Origin of the sequence: Clostridium sp. SGI.024 (genome assembly GCF_050315195.1) — a bacterium.
In the GTDB taxonomy this organism is placed as follows: domain Bacteria; phylum Bacillota; class Clostridia; order Clostridiales; family Clostridiaceae; genus Clostridium.
Window position 1 is genome coordinate 1 of sequence record NZ_JBNPON010000007.1, and the last position, 20,732, is coordinate 20,732.

At 29.1% G+C, this 20,732-nt stretch carries 23 protein-coding genes; 19 read left to right on the forward strand and 4 right to left on the reverse strand.

The window, feature by feature from the left end; all coding sequences use genetic code 11:
- The first annotated feature begins 10 nt into the window (after nt 1-10).
- Together ACQRD5_RS03705 and ACQRD5_RS03710 are read left to right on the forward strand one after the other, a co-directional pair.
- Complete coding sequence (locus tag ACQRD5_RS03705) at nt 11-214, forward strand: heavy-metal-associated domain-containing protein (protein ID WP_291631794.1); 204 nt, start codon at nt 11-13, stop codon at nt 212-214.
- A 98-nt stretch (nt 215-312) separates the two neighbouring features.
- Nucleotides 313-483: a DUF362 domain-containing protein gene (locus ACQRD5_RS03710; protein ID WP_291631791.1), complete on the forward strand. Its 171-nt coding sequence runs from the start codon at nt 313-315 to the stop codon at nt 481-483.
- Nucleotides 484-500: 17 nt separating this feature from the next.
- On the opposite strand, the gene ACQRD5_RS03715 is transcribed toward ACQRD5_RS03710, so the two are convergent.
- A complete protein-coding gene (locus ACQRD5_RS03715) occupies nt 501-1,157 on the reverse strand; it encodes an MBL fold metallo-hydrolase (RefSeq protein WP_294362940.1) in 657 nt (218 codons plus the stop codon).
- A 147-nt stretch (nt 1,158-1,304) separates the two neighbouring features.
- On the opposite strand from ACQRD5_RS03715, the gene ACQRD5_RS03720 reads away from it, so the two are divergent.
- The 5 genes from ACQRD5_RS03720 (at nt 1,305) to ACQRD5_RS03740 (ending at nt 7,157) form a co-directional block, all read left to right on the forward strand.
- Complete coding sequence (locus ACQRD5_RS03720) at nt 1,305-1,760, forward strand: CtsR family transcriptional regulator (RefSeq protein ID WP_291625498.1); 456 nt, start codon at nt 1,305-1,307, stop codon at nt 1,758-1,760.
- Nucleotides 1,761-1,824: 64 nt separating this feature from the next.
- On the forward strand, nt 1,825-4,260 hold the full coding sequence (locus tag ACQRD5_RS03725; RefSeq protein ID WP_291625497.1) for an ATP-dependent Clp protease ATP-binding subunit: 2,436 nt from the start codon (nt 1,825-1,827) through the stop codon (nt 4,258-4,260).
- 223 nt (nt 4,261-4,483) lie between these two features.
- Nucleotides 4,484-5,428, forward strand: a complete 945-nt coding sequence (trxB, locus tag ACQRD5_RS03730; RefSeq protein WP_291625499.1) for a thioredoxin-disulfide reductase — start codon at nt 4,484-4,486, stop codon at nt 5,426-5,428.
- 33 nt (nt 5,429-5,461) lie between these two features.
- Entirely contained in the window at nt 5,462-5,686 is a 225-nt protein-coding gene (locus ACQRD5_RS03735) for a glutaredoxin family protein (protein WP_291625496.1), read from the forward strand.
- Between the two features lie 13 nt (nt 5,687-5,699).
- Nucleotides 5,700-7,157, forward strand: a complete 1,458-nt coding sequence (locus tag ACQRD5_RS03740) for an NADP-dependent glyceraldehyde-3-phosphate dehydrogenase (RefSeq protein ID WP_291625495.1) — start codon at nt 5,700-5,702, stop codon at nt 7,155-7,157.
- 150 nt (nt 7,158-7,307) lie between these two features.
- Here the strand turns inward: ACQRD5_RS03740 and ACQRD5_RS03745 are convergent, their stop codons facing one another.
- On the reverse strand, nt 7,308-7,535 hold the full coding sequence (locus ACQRD5_RS03745; protein ID WP_291625494.1) for a glutaredoxin family protein: 228 nt from the start codon (nt 7,533-7,535) through the stop codon (nt 7,308-7,310).
- A 139-nt stretch (nt 7,536-7,674) separates the two neighbouring features.
- The gene (locus ACQRD5_RS03750; protein WP_291625493.1) at nt 7,675-7,836 is read right to left on the reverse strand and encodes a hypothetical protein; all 162 of its coding nucleotides are present in this window, start codon (nt 7,834-7,836) and stop codon (nt 7,675-7,677) included.
- Nucleotides 7,837-7,968: 132 nt separating this feature from the next.
- On the opposite strand from ACQRD5_RS03750, the gene ACQRD5_RS03755 reads away from it, so the two are divergent.
- From ACQRD5_RS03755 to disA, 4 genes are all read left to right on the forward strand, one after another.
- A complete protein-coding gene (locus tag ACQRD5_RS03755) occupies nt 7,969-8,691 on the forward strand; it encodes a GntR family transcriptional regulator (RefSeq protein WP_291625492.1) in 723 nt (240 codons plus the stop codon).
- A complete protein-coding gene (nagB, locus tag ACQRD5_RS03760) occupies nt 8,688-9,413 on the forward strand; it encodes a glucosamine-6-phosphate deaminase (RefSeq protein ID WP_291625490.1) in 726 nt (241 codons plus the stop codon). The genes ACQRD5_RS03755 and nagB overlap by 4 nt, the downstream gene beginning before the upstream one ends.
- Before the next feature lie 175 nt (nt 9,414-9,588).
- Nucleotides 9,589-10,956 carry a DNA repair protein RadA gene (gene radA / locus ACQRD5_RS03765; protein ID WP_291625489.1) on the forward strand — a complete coding sequence of 456 codons (1,368 nt, stop codon included), beginning with the start codon at nt 9,589-9,591 and terminating at the stop codon, nt 10,954-10,956.
- Between the two features lie 16 nt (nt 10,957-10,972).
- The gene (gene disA, locus ACQRD5_RS03770; RefSeq protein ID WP_291625487.1) at nt 10,973-12,037 is read left to right on the forward strand and encodes a DNA integrity scanning diadenylate cyclase DisA; all 1,065 of its coding nucleotides are present in this window, start codon (nt 10,973-10,975) and stop codon (nt 12,035-12,037) included.
- A 67-nt stretch (nt 12,038-12,104) separates the two neighbouring features.
- Here the strand turns inward: disA and ACQRD5_RS03775 are convergent, their stop codons facing one another.
- Nucleotides 12,105-12,494: a DUF1573 domain-containing protein gene (locus ACQRD5_RS03775; protein ID WP_291625485.1), complete on the reverse strand. Its 390-nt coding sequence runs from the start codon at nt 12,492-12,494 to the stop codon at nt 12,105-12,107.
- 209 nt (nt 12,495-12,703) lie between these two features.
- Here ACQRD5_RS03775 and ACQRD5_RS03780 point away from each other — a divergent pair, with 209 nt between their 5' ends.
- From ACQRD5_RS03780 to sigH, 8 genes are all read left to right on the forward strand, one after another.
- Nucleotides 12,704-13,798, forward strand: a complete 1,095-nt coding sequence (locus tag ACQRD5_RS03780) for a PIN/TRAM domain-containing protein (protein WP_291625483.1) — start codon at nt 12,704-12,706, stop codon at nt 13,796-13,798.
- Nucleotides 13,799-13,810: 12 nt separating this feature from the next.
- A complete protein-coding gene (gene ispD, locus ACQRD5_RS03785; RefSeq protein ID WP_291625482.1) occupies nt 13,811-14,479 on the forward strand; it encodes a 2-C-methyl-D-erythritol 4-phosphate cytidylyltransferase in 669 nt (222 codons plus the stop codon).
- 430 nt (nt 14,480-14,909) lie between these two features.
- Nucleotides 14,910-16,622 (forward strand): proline--tRNA ligase, encoded by a 1,713-nt coding sequence (locus ACQRD5_RS03790; RefSeq protein ID WP_291625480.1) that lies wholly within the window; start codon nt 14,910-14,912, stop codon nt 16,620-16,622.
- A 12-nt stretch (nt 16,623-16,634) separates the two neighbouring features.
- A complete protein-coding gene (gene cysS / locus ACQRD5_RS03795; RefSeq protein WP_291625478.1) occupies nt 16,635-18,035 on the forward strand; it encodes a cysteine--tRNA ligase in 1,401 nt (466 codons plus the stop codon).
- Between the two features lie 43 nt (nt 18,036-18,078).
- Complete coding sequence (locus ACQRD5_RS03800) at nt 18,079-18,486, forward strand: Mini-ribonuclease 3 (RefSeq protein WP_291625476.1); 408 nt, start codon at nt 18,079-18,081, stop codon at nt 18,484-18,486.
- A gap of 48 nt (nt 18,487-18,534) precedes the next feature.
- Nucleotides 18,535-19,422, forward strand: a complete 888-nt coding sequence (gene rlmB / locus ACQRD5_RS03805) for a 23S rRNA (guanosine(2251)-2'-O)-methyltransferase RlmB (RefSeq protein WP_291625473.1) — start codon at nt 18,535-18,537, stop codon at nt 19,420-19,422.
- 21 nt (nt 19,423-19,443) lie between these two features.
- Complete coding sequence (locus tag ACQRD5_RS03810; protein WP_291625471.1) at nt 19,444-19,959, forward strand: NYN domain-containing protein; 516 nt, start codon at nt 19,444-19,446, stop codon at nt 19,957-19,959.
- Between the two features lie 63 nt (nt 19,960-20,022).
- On the forward strand, nt 20,023-20,667 hold the full coding sequence (gene sigH, locus ACQRD5_RS03815) for an RNA polymerase sporulation sigma factor SigH (protein WP_291625469.1): 645 nt from the start codon (nt 20,023-20,025) through the stop codon (nt 20,665-20,667).
- Nucleotides 20,668-20,732: the final 65 nt, after the last annotated feature.

Genomic DNA, 20,732 nt, shown 5'->3' on the forward strand with positions numbered 1-20,732 from the left:
AGGGTATTAAATGAAAGCAGTATTAAGTATATCAAATCTTAATACAAACGAAGATGTTATTAGCATTAAAGATGTTATAGCTCACAGTGAAGGTACTATTGCTTGTGAAGTTAATGTAAATAAGAAGGAAGTAAGTGTAGTTTACGATGATAATACTATATCTCTAGATGCAATAATAACAGCAATTGAAGAACTTGGATATAGCGTTATATAAAATATATTAAAGATAAATTATTTAGAAACCTTTTAAATTTTTAATTGATATGTTAAAATGGACTAGGAATAAATTCATAATATTAGGAGGTGCTAATTATGGCATTTAAGATTGAAGATTCATGTATAAACTGTGGTGCATGTGCTGCAGAATGCCCAGTTGATGCTATAAGTCAAGGAGATACTCAATTCGTTATTGATGAGGATGTTTGCATAGATTGTGGAAACTGTGCAAATGTTTGTCCAGTAGGAGCTCCTGTACAAGCATAATTTTACATAAGGAACCACTAATTTAGTGGTTCCTTATTATTTTCTTTCAATAATATTACTGTTGGAGTACTACTTAATGGAAGCTCGTTAGTATATATGGTATTAGTATTATAATAAATGATGTTATCTAGAGAAGATAAAAATTTTAATGGACCATCTAAATAAAAATATTCTGAAGATGTTTTAAATGACATTGGAATTATATATTTTGGCTTTAGTGATTCAATAAGCTTAGCTGCTAAATCTCCATCTAAACAAAAATGACCTCCAATTGGAATAAATAAAAAATCCAAATGATTTAACTTGCTTATTAACTCATCATTTAATAAATGTCCTAATGAACCTAAGTGACAAAGTTTAACTCCATCAATTTCTAAAAGGTATATAATATTTTCACCTCTTCTAAATCCAGAAAAGTTATCCCTATAACTATTAAAAGCCTTAATAATAAAGTACTCATTTTCAAAGTATGTAGTATCATTAATAATAATATTATTATTAATAAGACAATCATTAATAAATTCATTGTTATGTGAGTGACTAAGAGTAATTATATCTGCTTTTAAATCATATTTTTGTATATAGGGATATATTTGCATTGGATCTATTAAAACCTTTTTCCCTAATAAGTTTTTAATTAAAAAACAAGAATGGCCAATCCACTTAATTTCCATATTAATCACCTCATTTATAGTTTAAACAAAAGGAATTTTATAATTCTTATTGTATGAAAATTTAATATTGGACATATTAAGACTTATAATATATAATGAAAGTCAAAGAAGGTCTAATTTAAAAAATAAGTTTAAGAAGGTGAAATTATGGCAAGAATTTCAGATACAATAGAAAATTTTATAAAAGATATGTTAAATGAAGAAAGAGAAAGACAAGTTTTAATTCAGAGAAACGAGTTAGCAGATAAATTTTCCTGTGCGCCATCGCAAATTAATTATGTATTAACAACAAGATTCACATATGAAAAAGGATATATAATTGAAAGTAAAAGAGGTGGCGGTGGATATATAGTTATAAGAAAAATAACATACGATGATAAAGCTGAAAGATTAAATTTAATTAATAATTCCATAGGTGAAAGCATAACTTATGGAAATGCTTTATCTATTTTAGAACATTTAAATGATACTAAAGTAATTTCAAATAAGGAGTTTGAAATTATTAAGATAACTTTAAATGATAGAACTTTAGCATCTGTTGAAAATAAAAATAAATTAAGAGCAGATATGTTAAAGGGAATATTAGCAGTTGTATTATCTTAAAGTATGTTATATATCTATAGTTTATCTGTGTGGTGTAATTTAGCAATAGGGTATGGAGGTATTTATGGTTTTCGGTAAATTTACAGAAAGAGCACAAATAGTACTTGTAGAAGCTCAAAAAGAATCACAGTATTTTAAGCATGGGTATATAGGAACGGAGCATATTCTTTTAGGAATATTAAAAGAATGTGGTTTTGCTAATAGAGTTTTATATATTAGTGGAATTACTGTAGATAAGGTAAGGAATCTTATAGAAGACTACTTAGGCTTTGGTGATGTAGATGTTTCTATAGGAGAAATGCTATTAAATCCTAGAACTAAAAGAGTATTTGATGATAGTTTAGCTAAGGCGATGATGTATAATCATAATTATATAAATCCAGAGCATATTTTATTGGCTTTACTAGATGATGTTGAAAGTATAGCTTATACTATAATTTCAAATTTAAAAGTAGATTTAAAAGGAATAAAAACTGAAATTATTAATTATATCAATAAAAATGATATAAATGATGCAAAGCAGTTAGAAGATAAAAAGAAAAATCCAAATAAAACTCCAATGCTTAATCAATATGGTAAAGATTTAACTACTTTAGCTAAAGAGGGAAGACTTGACCCATTCATAGGAAGAGAAAGAGAAAGTAAAAGAATACTAGAAATATTGTGTAGAAGAAACAAGAATAATCCATGTCTTATAGGAGAACCTGGAGTTGGTAAAACTGCAGTTGTAGAAGGATTAGCGCAAATGATAGTTGAGGGAAGAGTTCCAGATATCTTAAAGGATAAATATATAATATCTTTAGATTTAACAGCTATGATAGCAGGAGCTAAATATAGAGGAGAATTTGAAAATAGATTAAAAAAGGTTATGGATGAAATAATAAGTTCTCAAAACGTAATAATATTTATAGATGAGATTCACACAATAGTTGGAGCTGGTGGAGCAGAGGGGGCTATTGATGCCTCTAATATATTAAAGCCGGCATTGGCTAGAGGTGAAATAAAATGTATTGGAGCAACTACTATTGATGAATATAGAAAGTATATTGAAAAGGATTCAGCTTTAGAAAGAAGATTTCAACCTGTAATTGTAGATGAACCTTCAAAGGAAGAAACTCTTGAAATACTTAAGGGGCTTAGAGAAAAATATGAACTTCACCATATGGTAAAAATAGAAGATGAGGCTTTAGAAGCTGCTATAGAGTTATCAGACAGATATATATGTGATAGGTTTATGCCTGATAAGGCAATTGATTTAATAGATGAGGCATCAGCAAAAGTTAGAATTGAAAATCTAAGTTCACCTCCAGAAATAGGAGATTTAAAAAGGAATTTAGAAATGCTATCAAAAGATAAAGAAACTGCAATTAAAAGTCAAAGCTTTGAGAAAGCAGCTTATTTAAGAAATGAAGAAATAGAGATTAAAAATAAGTTAAATATATTAACTGTTAATTATAATACTTTAGAGTTTAGTAATATTGTAAGTAGAACTGAGATAGCAAAAGTAGTTTCAGTTTGGGCTAAGATACCAGTTGAAAAATTAACAGAAGAAGAATCAGAAAGGCTTTTAAGACTTGAAGAGGTTATTCAGGAAAGAGTTGTTGGGCAGAAGGAAGCTGTAACAGCAATATCTAAAGCTGTAAGAAGAGCTAGGGTTGGACTAAAAGATCCTAATAGACCAATAGGGTCATTTATATTTTGTGGACCAACAGGAGTTGGAAAAACAGAACTTTCCAATACTTTAGCTGAAGTTATGTTTGGAGATAGAAAAAGCTTAATAAGAATTGATATGTCAGAATATATGGAAAAGCATTCAGTATCAAGGCTTATAGGAGCTCCTCCAGGATATGTTGGATATGAAGAAGGGGGCCAATTAACAGAGGCTGTAAGGCGTAGCCCTTATTCTGTAATATTATTAGATGAAATAGAAAAGGCTCATCCTGATGTATTTAATATACTACTTCAAATAATGGAAGATGGTAAACTTACAGATAGTAAGGGAAGAACAGTAAATTTCAAAAATACCATAATAATAATGACTTCTAATGTAGGTGCCCATGACATAAAAAAACAGAATTCAGTTGGATTTATAAATCAAAGAAATATAGAAAATACTGAATTTGAAAATATGAAAAAAATGATTATGGAAGAAGTGAAAAAACAATTTAAACCAGAGTTTTTAAACAGAATAGATGAAGTTATCGTATTTCGCAAGCTAGTTGATAACGATATCTTAAAAATTGTTAATCTTATGTTAAATAGTACTATAAATAAATTGAAGGAAAGAAAAATAATAATTAATTTAAATGAAGATAGTAAAAAGTTTTTAGTAAATAAGGGTGTAGATATAAATTATGGGGCAAGACCTTTAAGAAGAATAATAGCTAAAGAGTTAGAAGACAAATTAAGTGAAGAAATGCTTAAGGGTTGTATTAAAGGTGGAGATAATTTAGAAATTTATTGTGATGGTGATGAACTTTGTATTAAGCATATATCATAATATATGGAGCTGTGGTAGCAGCTCCTTAATTTTATATTATTTACTTTACATTGTAAGATAGTATCTTTGTTTAATATTTATAATATATCATTAATATTTTTGTATAAAAATGGATAAGTATATTCAATTAATAAAAATTATTATATAAAATAGTTGCATTTTTAAAATCAGAAGCATATAATTAATACAAAGAATATACCCCTAGGGGGTAGGAGGAGATATGATGGGCAAAGAAGTAAAACATAAAGAATTGATAATAATCGGCGGGGGCCCTGCTGGCTTAACTGCTGCTATATATGCAACGAGAGCGAAATTAGACATGCTTTTATTAGAAGATCAGATATTAGGTGGTCAAGTAAGAAATAGTTATACGATTGAAAATTATCCTGGATTTAAACAAGTTTCAGGAACTGAACTTGCAGATTTAATGCAACAACAAGCAGAAGAACTTGGAGCTGAAATAGATGAATTTGACATGATAGAGAGAGTTGATTTTAGTGGAGATGAAAAAATTATCGAAACTAATAATTATATATATAAAACAGATTCAGTAATAATAGCAACAGGAGCAACTCCAAGAAAATTACCACTTCCAAATGAAGAAAAATTTTCAGGAAAGGGTATACATTATTGTGCAGTATGTGATGGAGCAATGTATGATGGCAAAATAATAGGAGTAGTTGGTGGAGGGAACTCTGCTTTAGAAGAGGCTTTATTTTTAACTAAATTTGCTACTAAGGTATATATGATAAGAAGATATGATTATTTTAAAGGTGAAAAAGCTACTGTTGAAGAAGTTATGAATCACCCTAAGATAGAAGTATTATTTAATGAAGATCTAATCAATGTGGAAGGTGAAAACTTCGTACAAAAGGCAATTATAAAAAATACAAAGGATGGTTCAGAAAAGGAAATAGATATTGATGCAGTATTTGGATTTATTGGAACTGAACCAAAAACAGAATATTTTAATGATTATATTGAATTAACACAAGGTGGATATATAAAGACTGATGAATGTATGCGAACAAATGTTAAGGGTGTATTTGCTGCTGGAGATGTAAGAGAAAAAGAATATAGACAAATTACAACAGCAGTTGCTGATGGAACAATAGCAGCATTAGAGGCGGAAAAAGTAATAGTTGAAAAAAAGAAAAATAGGAAATAATAATAGCATTATAATACAGTAAGGAGAGATAATATGATAAAAATATATTCAACATCATGGTGCCCAGCGTGTATTAAGGCAAAAAAATTCTTCGATATGAAGGGCTGGGAGTATAAAGAAATTAATGTAGCTGATAAACACGAAGATAGAGAAGAAGTCTTTAAAGTTTCAGGGCAAAGAACTGTTCCTGTAATAGATATAGACGGAGAAATTATAGTAGGGTTTGATAAAAATAAAATAGAATTGGCAAAGAAATAAGAGGGGGGATAAAATGTTTAGTTGTATAAGAGGAGAAGAGTTAACTTTTAAGAATTTAGTGAATGGTGAATGGGTAACTAGCAATAGCAATAAATATATAGAGATATATTCACCTATTGGAAATTGTTTAGTAGGTAAGGTTCCTGCAATGACAAAGGAAGAGGTAGACTTTGCAATAAAGAATGCAAAAGAAACACAGATATCTTGGAAAAATGTACCTGTAAATAAAAGGGCTGAAATATTATATAAGGCAGCAGATTTACTAATTGAAAAATCAGATGAAATGTCAGATATAATGATGAGGGAAATTGGAAAAGATAAAAAGTCATGTGAGTCAGAAATATTAAGATCAGCAGATTATGTTAGATTTACAGCAGATACAGCTAAGAATCTATCAGGAGAGAGTATTCCAGGAGATAGCTTCCCAGGATTTAAGAAAAATAAGATTTCTCTAGTAACTAGAGAACCGTTAGGAGTGGTTTTAGCTATTTCTCCATTTAATTATCCAGTAAACTTAGCATCTTCAAAGATTGCACCAGCTTTAATTGCTGGTAATTCAGTAGTATTAAAACCTGCTACTCAAGGAAGTTTATGTGGATTATATTTAGCAAAGATATTTGAGCAAGCAGGAGTTCCTGCAGGTGTATTAAATACTGTTACTGGAAGAGGTAGTGAAATAGGGGATTATATAGTAACTCATCCTTCTATTGACTTTATAAACTTTACTGGAAGTACAGAAGTAGGTACAAGAATCTCAAAAATAACTAGTATGGTACCATTGCTAATGGAACTTGGAGGAAAAGATGCTGCTATTGTATTAAAGGATGCAGACTTAGATTTAGCAGCTTCTAATATTGTTTCAGGAGCATATTCTTATTCCGGACAAAGATGCACAGCTGTTAAAAGAATATTAGTTGTAGAAGAAGTAGCAGATAAGTTAGTTGAGAAAGTTAAAGAAAAAGTTGAAAAATTAAAGGTTGGAAATCCTCTAGATGGAGCTGAAGTTGTTCCTTTAATAGATAATAAGGCAGCAGATTTTGTTTGGGAACTTATTGATGATGCCAGAGAAAAAGGTGCTCATTTATTGGTTGGTGGAAAGAGAGAAGAAAACTTAATTTATCCAACATTATTTGATAATGTAACAACAGATATGAGATTAGCTTGGGAAGAACCATTTGGTCCAGTTCTACCTATAATTAGAGTTAAAGATAAGGATGAAGCAATTGAAATTGCAAATAAATCTGAATATGGATTACAATCATCAGTATTTACTGAAAATATTAATGAAGCATTTTATGTTGCAGATAAATTAGAAGTTGGTACAGTTCAAGTTAATAATAAAACTGAAAGAGGACCAGACCATTTCCCATTCTTAGGTGTTAAGGCATCTGGAATTGGAACTCAAGGTATAAAGTATTCAATAGAAGCTATGTCAAGACCAAAGGCTACTGTTATTAATATAGGTAGATAGATTGGTGTTTTAAAAATATAATTGAATAATTAATATGGAGCTGCTTCAACAGCTCCATTAAATTTATAAAAAAAGAAGTAGTCAAATTATAACTACTTCTTTTTAACTATATAATAATAGATTAAATTTTAGATATTTATGTTTTAAATATTATTTATTTAATGCTTTATCTATAGCATTTTTATCAAAACCAACTATAACAGTACCATCTATATCTAAAACAGGAACTCCCATTTGTTTTGATTTATTTATCATTTCATCTCTAGCATTCATATCTTCTTGTACATTAAATTCTTCAAATGCTACACCTACTGATTTTAAGTAATTTTTTGCTTTTACGCACCATGGACAAGCGTTTGTACTATAAACTTTAACCATTTGTAATCCTCCTTTTAATTATCAATAGATAATTAATATTATATAATATTAATTCTACATTATTTTATAAGTAATTTCAATATTTAAAGTATATTTTATTAAAAATAAAGAATGTGGTAGTATATAATATAAATACAAATTATTTAATAAAATTTTGATTGTCTAAATTAGAATTAATAATCATGTTATCTAAAGAAGTATCTTGAGAATTAAAAAACAATTCTTTAGATAAATTTTTGGTTTTATCTTCACGTATTATATTTTTTGAAGGTAAATTAGAAAAATAATTTCTATTAAGCATTATATCATCTCCTTTTATAATTATGAAATTATTTTTCCAAAAAAATTATTATTTATAACACTTTAAGAAATTAACGAACTGGTCTAGACATCTATAACGATTTTTAATATAATATTTTTAGGAGGATTAACAATGATAGATAAAAGTAGCCCAATTCCTGTATATTACCAATTGAAGAATGATTTAATCTCAAAGATTTCAGAAGGAGTGTGGAAGCCTGGGGATTGTATATCAAGTGAAAGAGAACTTTGTGATATATACGGGGTTAGTAGAATGACCATTAGACAGGCTATTGGTGAACTTGTACAAGAAGGAATACTTCTCAGAATTAAAGGAAAAGGAACTTTTGTATGTGAGCAAACATTTAAGCAAAAGGATATGATGAGCTTTACTGAAATAGTAAAACAAATGGGGAAAAAATTAAGATCTGAAATAGTTGAATTTGAGAAAGTCTCAACCCCAGAAGATTTAACTGATATCTTTTTGTTAGATGAATTATATAAGATAACTAGAAAGCGTATAGTTGATGATGAATGTGTTGCAATAGAAAAAGTTTATATACCTGTAGATTACTGTGGGTACATAGATGAAGAAATGCTAAAGGGATCTTTATTTAAAATTTTAGAGAGTTTTGGTTATAAGGTAGATTATTCACAATCCTCAATGGTTTCAGTTATTATGGATAATGAATTAAAAGAAGCATTCAATGTTAATCAACAAGTGCCTATGCTAAAGATTATTAGTAAAACTTATGATTCAAATAATAAGTTGATATTTTTAGAAGAGGCTATATATAGATCAGATAAATTTATTTTAGAAGTTAATATATCACGAAGAGAGGGGAAGATACGATGAAGGTTATAGTAACAAAGAATTATGATGAGTTAAGTAAGGTAGCTGCAAATGAAATGGCAATGGTAGTGAAAAATAATCCAAAAGCTATATTAGGATTAGCAACAGGTGGATCACCAATTGGTATGTATAAGGAATTAATTAGAATGAATAAAGAGGGGGAAATTGATTTCTCTAAGGTAACTACTGTTAACCTAGATGAATATGTTGGATTAAGTGGAGATCATCCTCAAAGTTACAGATACTTTATGAATGAAAATTTATTTAATCATATAAACATAGATAAGAAAAATACTTATGTTCCAAATGGATTAGCAAAAAATATTGAAGAAGAGTGTAAGAACTATGATAATAAAATAGAGAATTTAGGTGGTACAGATGTTCAGTTATTAGGAATTGGTAACAATGGACATATAGCCTTTAATGAACCAGATGAAGATTTAGTATCAGGAACACATTTAACTAATTTAACACAAGATACAATACAAGCAAATGCTAGATTTTTTGATTCAATAGATGAAGTTCCAAAGACAGCATTAACAATGGGGCTTGGTGGAATAATGAAATCTAAAAAAATAATAGTTATAGCAAGTGGAGAATCTAAAGCAGAGGCAGTAAAAGCTATGGTAAATGGAAAAATAAGTACAAAAATGCCAGCATCTATGTTACAAATGCATAGAGATGTTGTAGTTATAGTTGATGAAGCTGCTGCTAAATTATTATAAAATCAAAATAAGGTTTAATTTTTTAAAAGAATTGCAATAATGTAAATATTGTAGTTCTTTTTTTACATATTAAGTTATATAAAAATTGGTTTTTATATTTTCTTGTGATATAGTATTTATAGTAATTTAATAAGGATTTTTATAATAAAATAAATAGAATTGGTAGGTAAATTATATGGCAAAGATTAAATCCATATTTGTGTGTCAAGAATGTGGATATGAGTCCCCTAAATGGCTAGGGAAATGTCCAGATTGTAATAAATGGAATACTTTGGTTGAAGAAATTAAAGAAACACATAAAGAAGTAAAAGCTAAAGTAAATAATATTAGAGTAATAGAAAATATGCCAAAGAGTATAAGAGATATAAAGTCAGGAGAAAAGGAAAGATATGATACTGGCTTAAAGGAGCTAAATAGAGTTTTAGGTGGTGGGTTAGTAAGAGGTTCTTTAACATTAATATCAGGTGACCCTGGTATAGGGAAATCAACACTTCTTCTACAAACTGCAGATTCTATTTCTAAAAATTATGGGAAGGTTTTATATGTTTCTGGAGAGGAATCTGAAGAACAAATCAAAATTAGAGGGGATAGGTTAGGGGTCAATGCAGAAGCTCTTTATATATTATCTGAAACTAATTTAGACCTAATAGAAGCATATATTAATGAAATAAAACCTGTATTTGTAATTATAGACTCTATTCAAACTGTATATAAGGAATCTATTACATCAGCACCAGGAAGTGTATCTCAAGTTAAAGAATGTTCTAATGCTATTATGAGAATAGGAAAAAATCAAGGGATACCTTTATTTATAGTTGCTCATGTAACAAAACAAGGGGAGTTAGCAGGGCCAAGAGTCTTAGAACACATGGTTGATACTGTTTTATATTTCGAAGGTGAACGTACAGAAGAATTTAGGGTTCTTAGAACTATGAAAAACCGTTTTGGTACTACTAGTGAGATTGGTGTTTTTGAAATGGCTGAAGAAGGGTTAAAGGAAATATATGATCCTTCGAGAATATTTCTAGAGGATACTAATTTTAATCAAGAGGGTTCTGTAGTAATAGGGATTATGGAAGGAACCAGGCCTATATTAGTTGAAATGCAAGCTTTAGTTAGTGAAAGTAATACCCATTTAGCTAGTAGAACTGCAGTAGGTATAGATAACCAAAGGCTAAGGCTTATACTAGCAGTATTAGAGAAAAAGTTAAGAGTACCTTTTTATAAATATGATGTTTATGTAAATGTAGTTGGAGGACTTACCTTAGATGGAACTACAGGAGATTTAGGGTTAGCATTAGCACTATTATCTAGTGTGAAAAATGCAGGATTAAAACTTAAGAGAACTGTTATAATCGGAGAAGTGGGATTAACAGGAGAAATTAGGCCTATAGCTTCTTGCGAAAGATTAATTAAAGAAGCTGAAAAAATGGGATTTGAAAATGCAATTATTCCTGAGAGAAATAGGGATAAAGTAAATAGTAGTAATATAAATATAATAGGTGTAAGTAATTTAAGAGAGGCTATAAATAAGATATTCTAACGGATTGGGTGAGTGTATGAGGATAAAAGATGACGAAGAAATAAAAGGTATATTAAAGCTTATGAGTCCAGGAACAGCATTAAGAGAAGGTTTAGAAAATATCTTAAGAGCTAAGACAGGTGGTCTTATAGTTATAGGTGATAACGAAGAAGTTATGAATATAGTAGATGGTGGATTTAATATAAATTCAGAGTATTCACCAGCTTATGTTTATGAATTAGCAAAAATGGATGGTGCTATTGTATTAAGTAGCGATTTAAAAAGAATAATTTATGCTAACACACAACTAGTTCCAGATCATACTTTAAGCACATATGAAACTGGTACTAGACATAGAACTGCAAATAGAGTTGCAAAACAAACTGGTAATATAGTAATAGCAATCTCTCAAAGGAGAAATATTATTACCATATATAAGAATGATTTAAAATATGTACTTCAAGAAAGCAGTGTAATTTTAGCTAGAGCAAATCAAGCGATACAGACATTAGAAAAATACGTAAATGTTCTAGAGAGAGTAATAAATAATCTTAATTTATTAGAGTATCAAGATTTGACTACTATCTTTGATGTAGTTACAGCTATTCAAAGAACTGAAATGGTTATGAGAGTAGTAGAAGAAATAAAAAGATATATAGTGGAACTTGGAAATGAAGGAAGATTAATATTAATGCAATTAAGTGAGCTTATAAGATTTATTGAAAGAGATGGAATATTGTTAATAAGAGATTATTGCAAAGAAGGTATGGATTATAATGAAATATATAGAGATATTCAAAGGCTTACCGCAGAAGAATTGGTAGATTTAGATTTGATAGCAAAACTATTAGGGTATCCTTCACTTTCATTAACTGATACATTAATTTCACCAAAGGGATATAGAATACTATTTAAGGTTCCTAGGGTACCTGTTTCGGTAATAGAAAATCTTGTAAAGCATTTTAAAGAGCTTAAATTTGTTATTGCAGCGGATACTAATGCCTTAGATCAAGTAGAAGGTATTGGAGAAGCAAGAGCTAAGGCCATAAGAAGTGGCCTTAAGAGAATAAAAGAACAGATATACTTAAAAAATGAGATTTAGTATTTTTATGTATAAAAGTGAAATAAATAGATAATAATAAAAAAGCAGGAGGTAACCTGCTTTAAACTTATCTAAATGTAAACTTTCCTAATAGATTTATTTTATTTTCTTCTTTTAAGAATATGTCGTATAAATTTAAATCTAAACAATTGCATAAGGAAGTAAGGTAAAATATATTATTTCCTATTTCGGTCTCTATAGTGTCGCGACAATTATTGCAAAGAGTTCCTTGAATTTCATTACTCAAAGAATGATTTAAACTATTTTCATCATTAAAAGTAGTCTGCTTTTTAGCCGAAATTTCAATACAACCGCAATTAGTTACTGATTTAACTAATGCCCTATTAATTCTAGCATTTGATTCATTTAACTTGGTCATTATGTCAAGTATGCTTCTATGACGTAATAAAGATTCATCAACATCATTCTGAAAATTATCAAAAATTATATCTTTCATATGCATCAACTCCTTAAGGTTTACGGCTGTTGTTTATGATTTTTATAGTGTCGAAAGGAATAGTAATTAACTTAAACTTATAATAAATTAATTACATAATTATTTATAGGGGGTATTTTAAATTAATAAGATTTTAATAAATATTCATTTTGGATAATACCTTTATATGGTATAATTAATAAAAAATAAAAAAATTAGGAGGTGAAAAAATGTTAAAAAAGATTATAAGGGTTATATTTACCATAATAGGCCTAATAAGTGGTTATATATTAAGTGGAATCTTATTAAATATAAAGCTTATAGGAGATCTATCTTTTTTATCGAAAACTACTGCAATTATATCTTTTCGTGTTATTTTAACTTTATTAATTGGAATTATTCTTTATTTTATTTCTCCGAGTATATATGACTCTATTTTGAAATTTATTGAATATATAGAAAGAAATATTCAAAGATTCACAGCAAGTGAAATTATATATGGAATATTTGGAGCAACCATATCTTTAATAATAACATCATTAATAGGATTACCTTTAAATAGAATAGATTTATTTGGATTAGGACCAATACTATTTGTGTTAGTAAACCTAATATTTGCAATAATATTTGCTAACATTTTTATAGAAAAAAGGGACGATATATCTAATGTTCTTGCTAATTTAAGAAAGAATAGTATTAAGGACAAGAAATCTAAGATAATAGTTAAGAATAATCCTAAGGTATTAGACACATCAGTAATAATAGATGGAAGAATTTTCGATATATGTCAAACTGGTTTTATAGAAGGACCATTAGTTATACCGAACTTTGTTTTAGATGAGTTAAGACATATATCAGATTCAGCAGATTCTCTAAAAAGAAATAGAGGGAGAAGAGGGCTTGATATATTAAATAAGATTCAAAAGGAATTAGATATCGAAACCCAAATTTGGGAAGGTGATTTTCCGGAAATTCAAGAAGTAGATAGTAAGCTATTAAAACTTGCTCAATTATTAAAGGGAAAAGTAATAACTAATGATTTTAATTTAAATAAGGTAGCTGAGTTTCAGGGAGTTCCAGTACTTAACATAAATGAACTTGCTAATGCAATTAAGCCAATAGTTCTTCCAGGAGAAGAAATGAAGGTAGTAGTAGTTAAAGATGGGAAAGAAGCAACTCAAGGTATTGGATATCTAGATGATGGAACTATGATAGTTGTAGAAGGTGGAAGAAGGCATATGGGTGATCAAATTATAGTTATAGTAACATCTGTACTACAAACTGCTGCTGGAAGAATGATATTTGCAAAACCAAAAGATGAATAAGTAGGTGTTTAAATGATTAGTGCTATAATTTTGGCTGGTGGAAAAGGTACGAGAATGGGTGCTAACATTAGCAAACAATATATAAAACTTAAGGGGAAACCAATTTTATATTACACAATAAAAAGGTTTTCTGAGTCTAAAGATATAGATAAGATTATTTTAGTACTACCGAAGGATGAAATAGATTATTGTAAAGAAAAAGTACTAGATAAGTATTCGTTACATGTGGATTTAATAGTTGAAGGTGGAAAAGAGAGACAAGATTCTGTTATGAATGCCCTAAACGAGCTTATTGATGAGGAAATAGTATTAATTCATGATGGAGCAAGACCCTTTGTTTCACAAAGAATTATAGATGAAGGTATAAAATATGCAAGGCTTTATGGTGCATCAGCCCCTGGAGTTATGCCAAAGGATACCATAAAGATAAAGGGGGACAATAACTTTGCTCTCTCTACTCCAGATAGAAATACATTGGTAGCTATTCAAACGCCACAAGTATTTAAATTTCGCATAATCAAGGAATGTCATAAAAAAGTTAAAGAAGAAGACATTAAAGTTACTGATGATACTATGGTAGTTGAAACATATGGTAATAAGGTTTACTTATATGAAGGTGATTATACTAATATTAAGGTAACAACTCCAGAAGATTTAATATTAGCTGAAAAGCTTATATAATTATGGAATTTAGTATGTTGACATAATTTTTACAAGAATATATAATTAATTAAGCTATAATTAAATAGGTTTTAAAGCAGTGAAGAAGAATAGTAGAATCCGCTTTTTCAGAGAGAAAATTCATGGGCTGTAAGATTTTCAATAGGATTTGAACCAGCTTTGGAGTATAGGTAAAAACTATCGGTTTAATATCGTTAAAATTATTAGAGCACAAATTTAGGTGGTACCGCGATATAAGTTCGCCCTAATTAATTAGGGCGAGCTTTTTTATTTAAAAATTTAGTTGATAAAAAATGATTTTTAAATTTACTTTTATATTTATATAAATGGATAGATACTATATAAGATAATTTATTAGAAATATTACCTAAATATTTATCTACGTAATATTGTCTTGAATATAATGATAAAAATACAGGAGGAATCAAAGATGAAAATGTCTAATATGTTAATATCAACATTAAGAGAGGTTCCAGCTGAAGCGGAAATTAATAGTCATAAATTGATGCTAAGGGCTGGGATGATAAGAAAGATGGCATCAGGAATATATAACTACATGCCACTAGGATTAAGAGTTCTAAAAAAGGTAGAAGATATAATTAGAGATGAAATGAATAATGCAGGGGCTCAAGAATTCTTAGCTTCAGCAGTTTTACCAGCAGAACTTTGGCAGGAATCTGGAAGATGGGATGTTTATGGAGAAGAAATGTTTAGACTTAAAGATAGAAATAATAGAGATTTCTGTTTAGGACCAACTCATGAAGAAGTATTTACAGATATAGCTAGAAATGAAATTAAGTCTTACAAGCAACTACCAGTAAATCTTTATCAAATACAAACTAAATACAGAGATGAAAGAAGACCAAGATTTGGAGTTATGAGATCTAGGGAATTTATAATGAAGGATGCTTATAGTTTTGATAAAGATCAAGAAGGATTAGATATTTCTTATAACAAAATGAGAGAAGCATATATTAAAATATTTAATAGATGTGAACTAGAGGCTAAACCAGTTGAGGCTGATTCAGGAGCAATTGGGGGTTCAAATTCAGCTGAATTTATGGTTAAATCAGAAGTAGGGGAAGATGATGTAGTTTTCTGTACATCTTGTGATTATGCAGCTAATATAGAAAAAGCTCCATCAACTGTAGAAAAAGCACAATCAGAAGAATTAAAAGACTTAGTTAAAACTGAGACGCCAAATATTAAGACAATTGAAGAATTAGTTAAATTCTTTAATACAACAGAAAAGAAATTTGCAAAAACTCTAATATTTAACGGAGATGATAAAATAGTTGCAGTTATGGTAAGAGGAGATAGAGAGGTTAATGAAGTTAAGGTAACAAATGCCTTAGGTGGAGTAGTTAATTTAAATATGGCAACACCTGAAGAAGTATTTAAAGCAACTAATGCACAAGTTGGTTTTGCAGGACCTATAGGTATAAAGGTAGATACTTTATTAGTTGATGAAGAAGTTGCTAATATGTATAATTTCATAGTTGGAGCAAATGAAACAGGATATCATATTGAAAATGTTAATTATGGTAGGGACTTTGAAGGCTTAGTGGGCGATTATAGAAATATAACTGAAGGTGAAAGTTGTCCAGTTTGTGGTGGAAAAGTAACCATATCAAGAGGAACAGAAGTAGGTCATATTTTTAAGCTTGGAACTAAATATTCAGAATCTATGAATGCTACTTTTATAGACGAAAATGGTAAAGAAAAACCATTTATAATGGGATGTTATGGAATAGGTGTAACTAGAACTATGGCATCAATAATAGAACAACATAATGATGAAAATGGTATAATTTGGCCTTTAGCTGTAGCACCATATCATGTTAATGTAATACCAGTTAACATAAAAGATGAAGAACAAATGAAGATTGCTAATAAGATTTACGAAGAATTAAAAGAAATAGGTATTGATGTAGTTTTAGATGACAGAAATGAAAGAGCAGGAGTTAAATTCAAGGATTCTGACCTAATGGGAATACCAATGAGGGTTACAGTAGGAAAGAAAATCTCAGAGGGAGAAGTTGAATTTAAACTTAGAACATCTGATATGGAAAATGTTAAAATTGAAGATGTAATAGTAAGGGTAAAAGAAGAGTTTAAAAAAAATAAATTATCTATTAGATAAGGAGGTAACTAAATGAAAATTTATAATAGCTTAACGAGAAGAAAAGAGGAATTTGTATCAATTACTCCAGGAGAAGTTAAGATGTATGTTTGTGGACCTACTGTTTATAATTATTTTCATATAGGTAATGGTAGAACTTTTATAGTTTTTGATACTATAAGAAGATATCTTGAATACAAAGGATATAAAGTTAATTATATTCAAAACTTTACAGATATAGATGACAAAATGATTAAAAAAGCTAATGAAGAAGGAACTACAGTAGCTTGTGTTGGAGACAAATATATAGATGAATATTATAAAGATGCAGATGGGTTAAATATAAAAAGAGCTTCTACTAATCCAAGAGCTACTGAATATATAAAAGATATTATAGAATTTATAGAGGGGCTTATAGATAAAGGATATGCTTATGAAGTAGATGGAGATGTTTATTTTAGAACTAAGCAGTTTAATGGATATGGAAAGCTTATAAAGCAAAACTTAGAAGATCTTCAATCTGGAGCTAGAATAAATATAGATGAAAGAAAAGATGATCCTATGGATTTTGCGTTATGGAAGGCTCAAAAACCAGGTGAACCTGCTTGGGTAAGTCCTTGGGGATTAGGAAGACCAGGATGGCATATAGAATGTTCATGCATGGCAAAAAAATTACTTGGAGAGACAATAGATATTCATGCAGGAGGTATGGATTTAGCATTCCCACATCATGAAAATGAAATAGCTCAAAGTGAAGCTTTAACAGGTAAGCCTTTCGCTAATTACTGGATGCATTCAGCTTATTTAAATGTTAATAATCAAAAAATGTCTAAGTCTTTAAATAATTTTTTAACAGCAAGAGATGCTCTTGAAAAATATGATTCAGATGTAATTAGATTCTTAATGTTATCTGCACATTATAGAGTACAATTAAATTTTAGTGATGATTTATTAGAATCTGCAAAAGCTTCAGTAGAAAGATTATATAATACTGTAGCAAATCTTGAAAATTTAATTGATGAAGTTAAGAAAGAAAAGATTGATAGTGAAGAAGAAAACTACTTAAAATCTTTAGATGTATATAGACAAAGATATATAGATAAGATGGATGATGATTTTAATACAGCTGATGCGATTACAGCTATATTTGACCTAATTAAGGATATAAATACTAATATATCTATAGAATCATCTAAAGAACTTTGTGAAAAAGCTTTAGCTTTAATTAGAGAACTTGGAAATCCATTGGGAATACTTCAAAAATCAACTAAGGGAAGCTTAGAAGAAGAGGTGGAAAAGTTGATTGAAGAAAGACAACAAGCTAGAAAAAATAGAAATTTTGCTCTAGCTGATAAAATAAGAGATGATTTAAAAGCAAGAAATATAATTTTAGAAGATACACCTCAAGGTGTTAGATGGAAAAAAATAAATTAATATAAGGGCTGCATTTTGCAGCCTTTATTTAAAGGAGAGAAGTATGTTAGAGGATTTAAGAATTAGAGAATTTAGTAAGGAAGAGGCTAGGCGATTAAATCCTTTACAATTAGCACTCATAGGGGATGGAGTATTTGAAATGTATATAAGAAATTTTATACTTTCAAATAATACAGAACTCTCTGCCCATAAGATGCATGTAAAAGCTATTGGATATGTAAAGGCAAAGAGTCAGTCTACGATAATGCATAATATAGAAAATGATTTAACAGAAGATGAAATGTATATTTACAAAAGAGGTAGAAATGCTAAATCTGCTACCGTTCCTAAGAATGCAAATGTAATAGATTATAGAAATGCAACAGGATTTGAAGCTTTACTAGGTTTCTTATACTTGACAGGAAATAAGGAAAGACTATTTAATATATTGGAGAAGTCTACTGAAATATAGTTAACATAAGATAAGAAAAGTATATAATATAGATAAGGAGTGATTATTATGACTAAAGGAACAAGAGAAGCTAGAATGAGAGCTAGAATAGAAAGAGAAATGTTAGAAAATAATCAAAAACCCCCTAAAAAACAATTTTTCAAAGGAAGTAGAAAAATAGTAGGGGATAGAGAAAATGAAATAAATCAAGTTGAAACTAGAGAAGATTTAATTATTGGCAGAAATGCTGTTATGGAAGTAGTAAAGAGTGATAGAACTATAGAAGCAATATATATTTCTAATACACATATGGAAGGATCTATAAAAGCTATAATTAATATAGCTAGAGATAAAGGGTTAGTATTAAAAGAGGTAGATAGAAAGAAACTTGACTTAATGAGTGGAAGTACTAATCACCAAGGTGTAATAGCTCAAGTAACTCCATATAAGTATTGTGAAATTGCTGATATTCTTAATTTAGCAAAGAAAAGAGGTCAAGAGCCATTTGTAGTTATATTGGATGAAATTGAAGATCCTCATAACTTAGGCTCTATAATAAGAACAGCTGAATTATGTGGTGTACATGGAATTATTATACCTAAGAGAAGAAATGTTGGTATTACATCTACAGTTTATAAATGCTCTGTAGGAGCTATAGAACATATGAAGATTGCAAAGGTAACAAATATAAATGCAGCTATAGATGAATTGAAAAAGGCTGGCCTATGGATATATGGAGCGGATATTGCTGGAGATGAGTATAGTTATGAAGTTAACTTCAATGGTCCATGTGCAATGGTTATTGGAAGTGAAGGAAGAGGTATATCTAAGCTTACCTTGAAAAAGTGTGATAAATTAGTTAAAATTCCTATGGTGGGAAAAATAAATTCTTTAAATGCTTCAGTTGCAGGTGGTATAATGATGTATGAAATATTAAAAGGAAGGCTAGTAAAATAGATTAGCCTAAAGAGGTACCATGTGAAGATAATGTTTATTGATGGGTATAATGTTATAAATAGCTGGCCAAATTTAAAGATTCAAAAAGATTATAGTTTTGATGGAGCCAGACAAACTTTAATAGATAGTTTACATAATTATTCAGTTTATGAAGGATGTAAAATCATAATAGTTTTTGATGCCCATAATGTAAATAGAAGCATTGAAAAGAAGGAAGATATAAATAATAATGTGAGTATAGTTTTTACCAAGGATGGTGAAACAGCTGACTCTTATATAGAAAGAGAAGTTCATAATTTAGGAAGAAGATTTGAAGTTTATGTTGTTACTTCAGATTGGCTTGAGCAACAAACTATTTTTCAAAGGGGAGCTGTAAGAATTTCTTCTATTGAGTTTTATAATGAAGTACTCGATACAGAGAATAGAATTAAAAGCAAAGCACTAAAAAACACTAATTTATCAAACAGAAATAATTTACTTGATAATGTAGATGATGATATATTAAGGAAATTGGAATCTATTAGACGAAGTAAATAGTAAATTTATAATATGGGAATTTATAATATGGGAATTTATAGGCAATAAAAGGGGTGGTATATAGTGGAGAGCGCTAGAAGTGAAGAAAGATTGTTTGTTGAATTTGATGATAAACTAGATGAAGAAGTAGTTTATGAGGCCAAAAAAGGTGACTGTAGAGCTCAAGAATACTTAATTTCAAAATATGAAAACTTTGTGAAAGCTAAAGCAAAATCATATTTTCTTATTGGCGCTGATAAAGAAGATATTTATCAAGAAGGTATGATAGGATTGTATAAGGCTATAAGAGATTTTAAGGCTGATAAACTGACCAGTTTTAAAGCTTTTGCAGAGATTTGTGTTACAAGACAAATAATAACGGCTATAAAGACTGCCACTAGACAGAAGCATATACCCCTCAACACATATATATCTTTAAATAAGCCTATATATGAAGAAGATTCTGATAGAACATTAATTGATGTTTTATCGGAACTAAAGATAACTGATCCAGAGGAACTTATTATAGGAAAAGAGCAAATAAAGCATATTGAGGGAGAGATGGCAAAGGTTCTTTCTGATCTTGAGATGGAAGTTCTCCAATCTTATTTAGATGGGAAATCATACCAAGAGATAGCTTGCGATTTAGATAGGCAGGCTAAGTCTATAGACAATGCCCTTCAGAGAGTAAAGAGAAAGTTAGAAAAATGTCTTTATTATGAAAAATAAGTATCTAAATTTTTATTGACAAATTTTTTGAATAATAGTAAAATTTATAATTGGTATATTAAAAT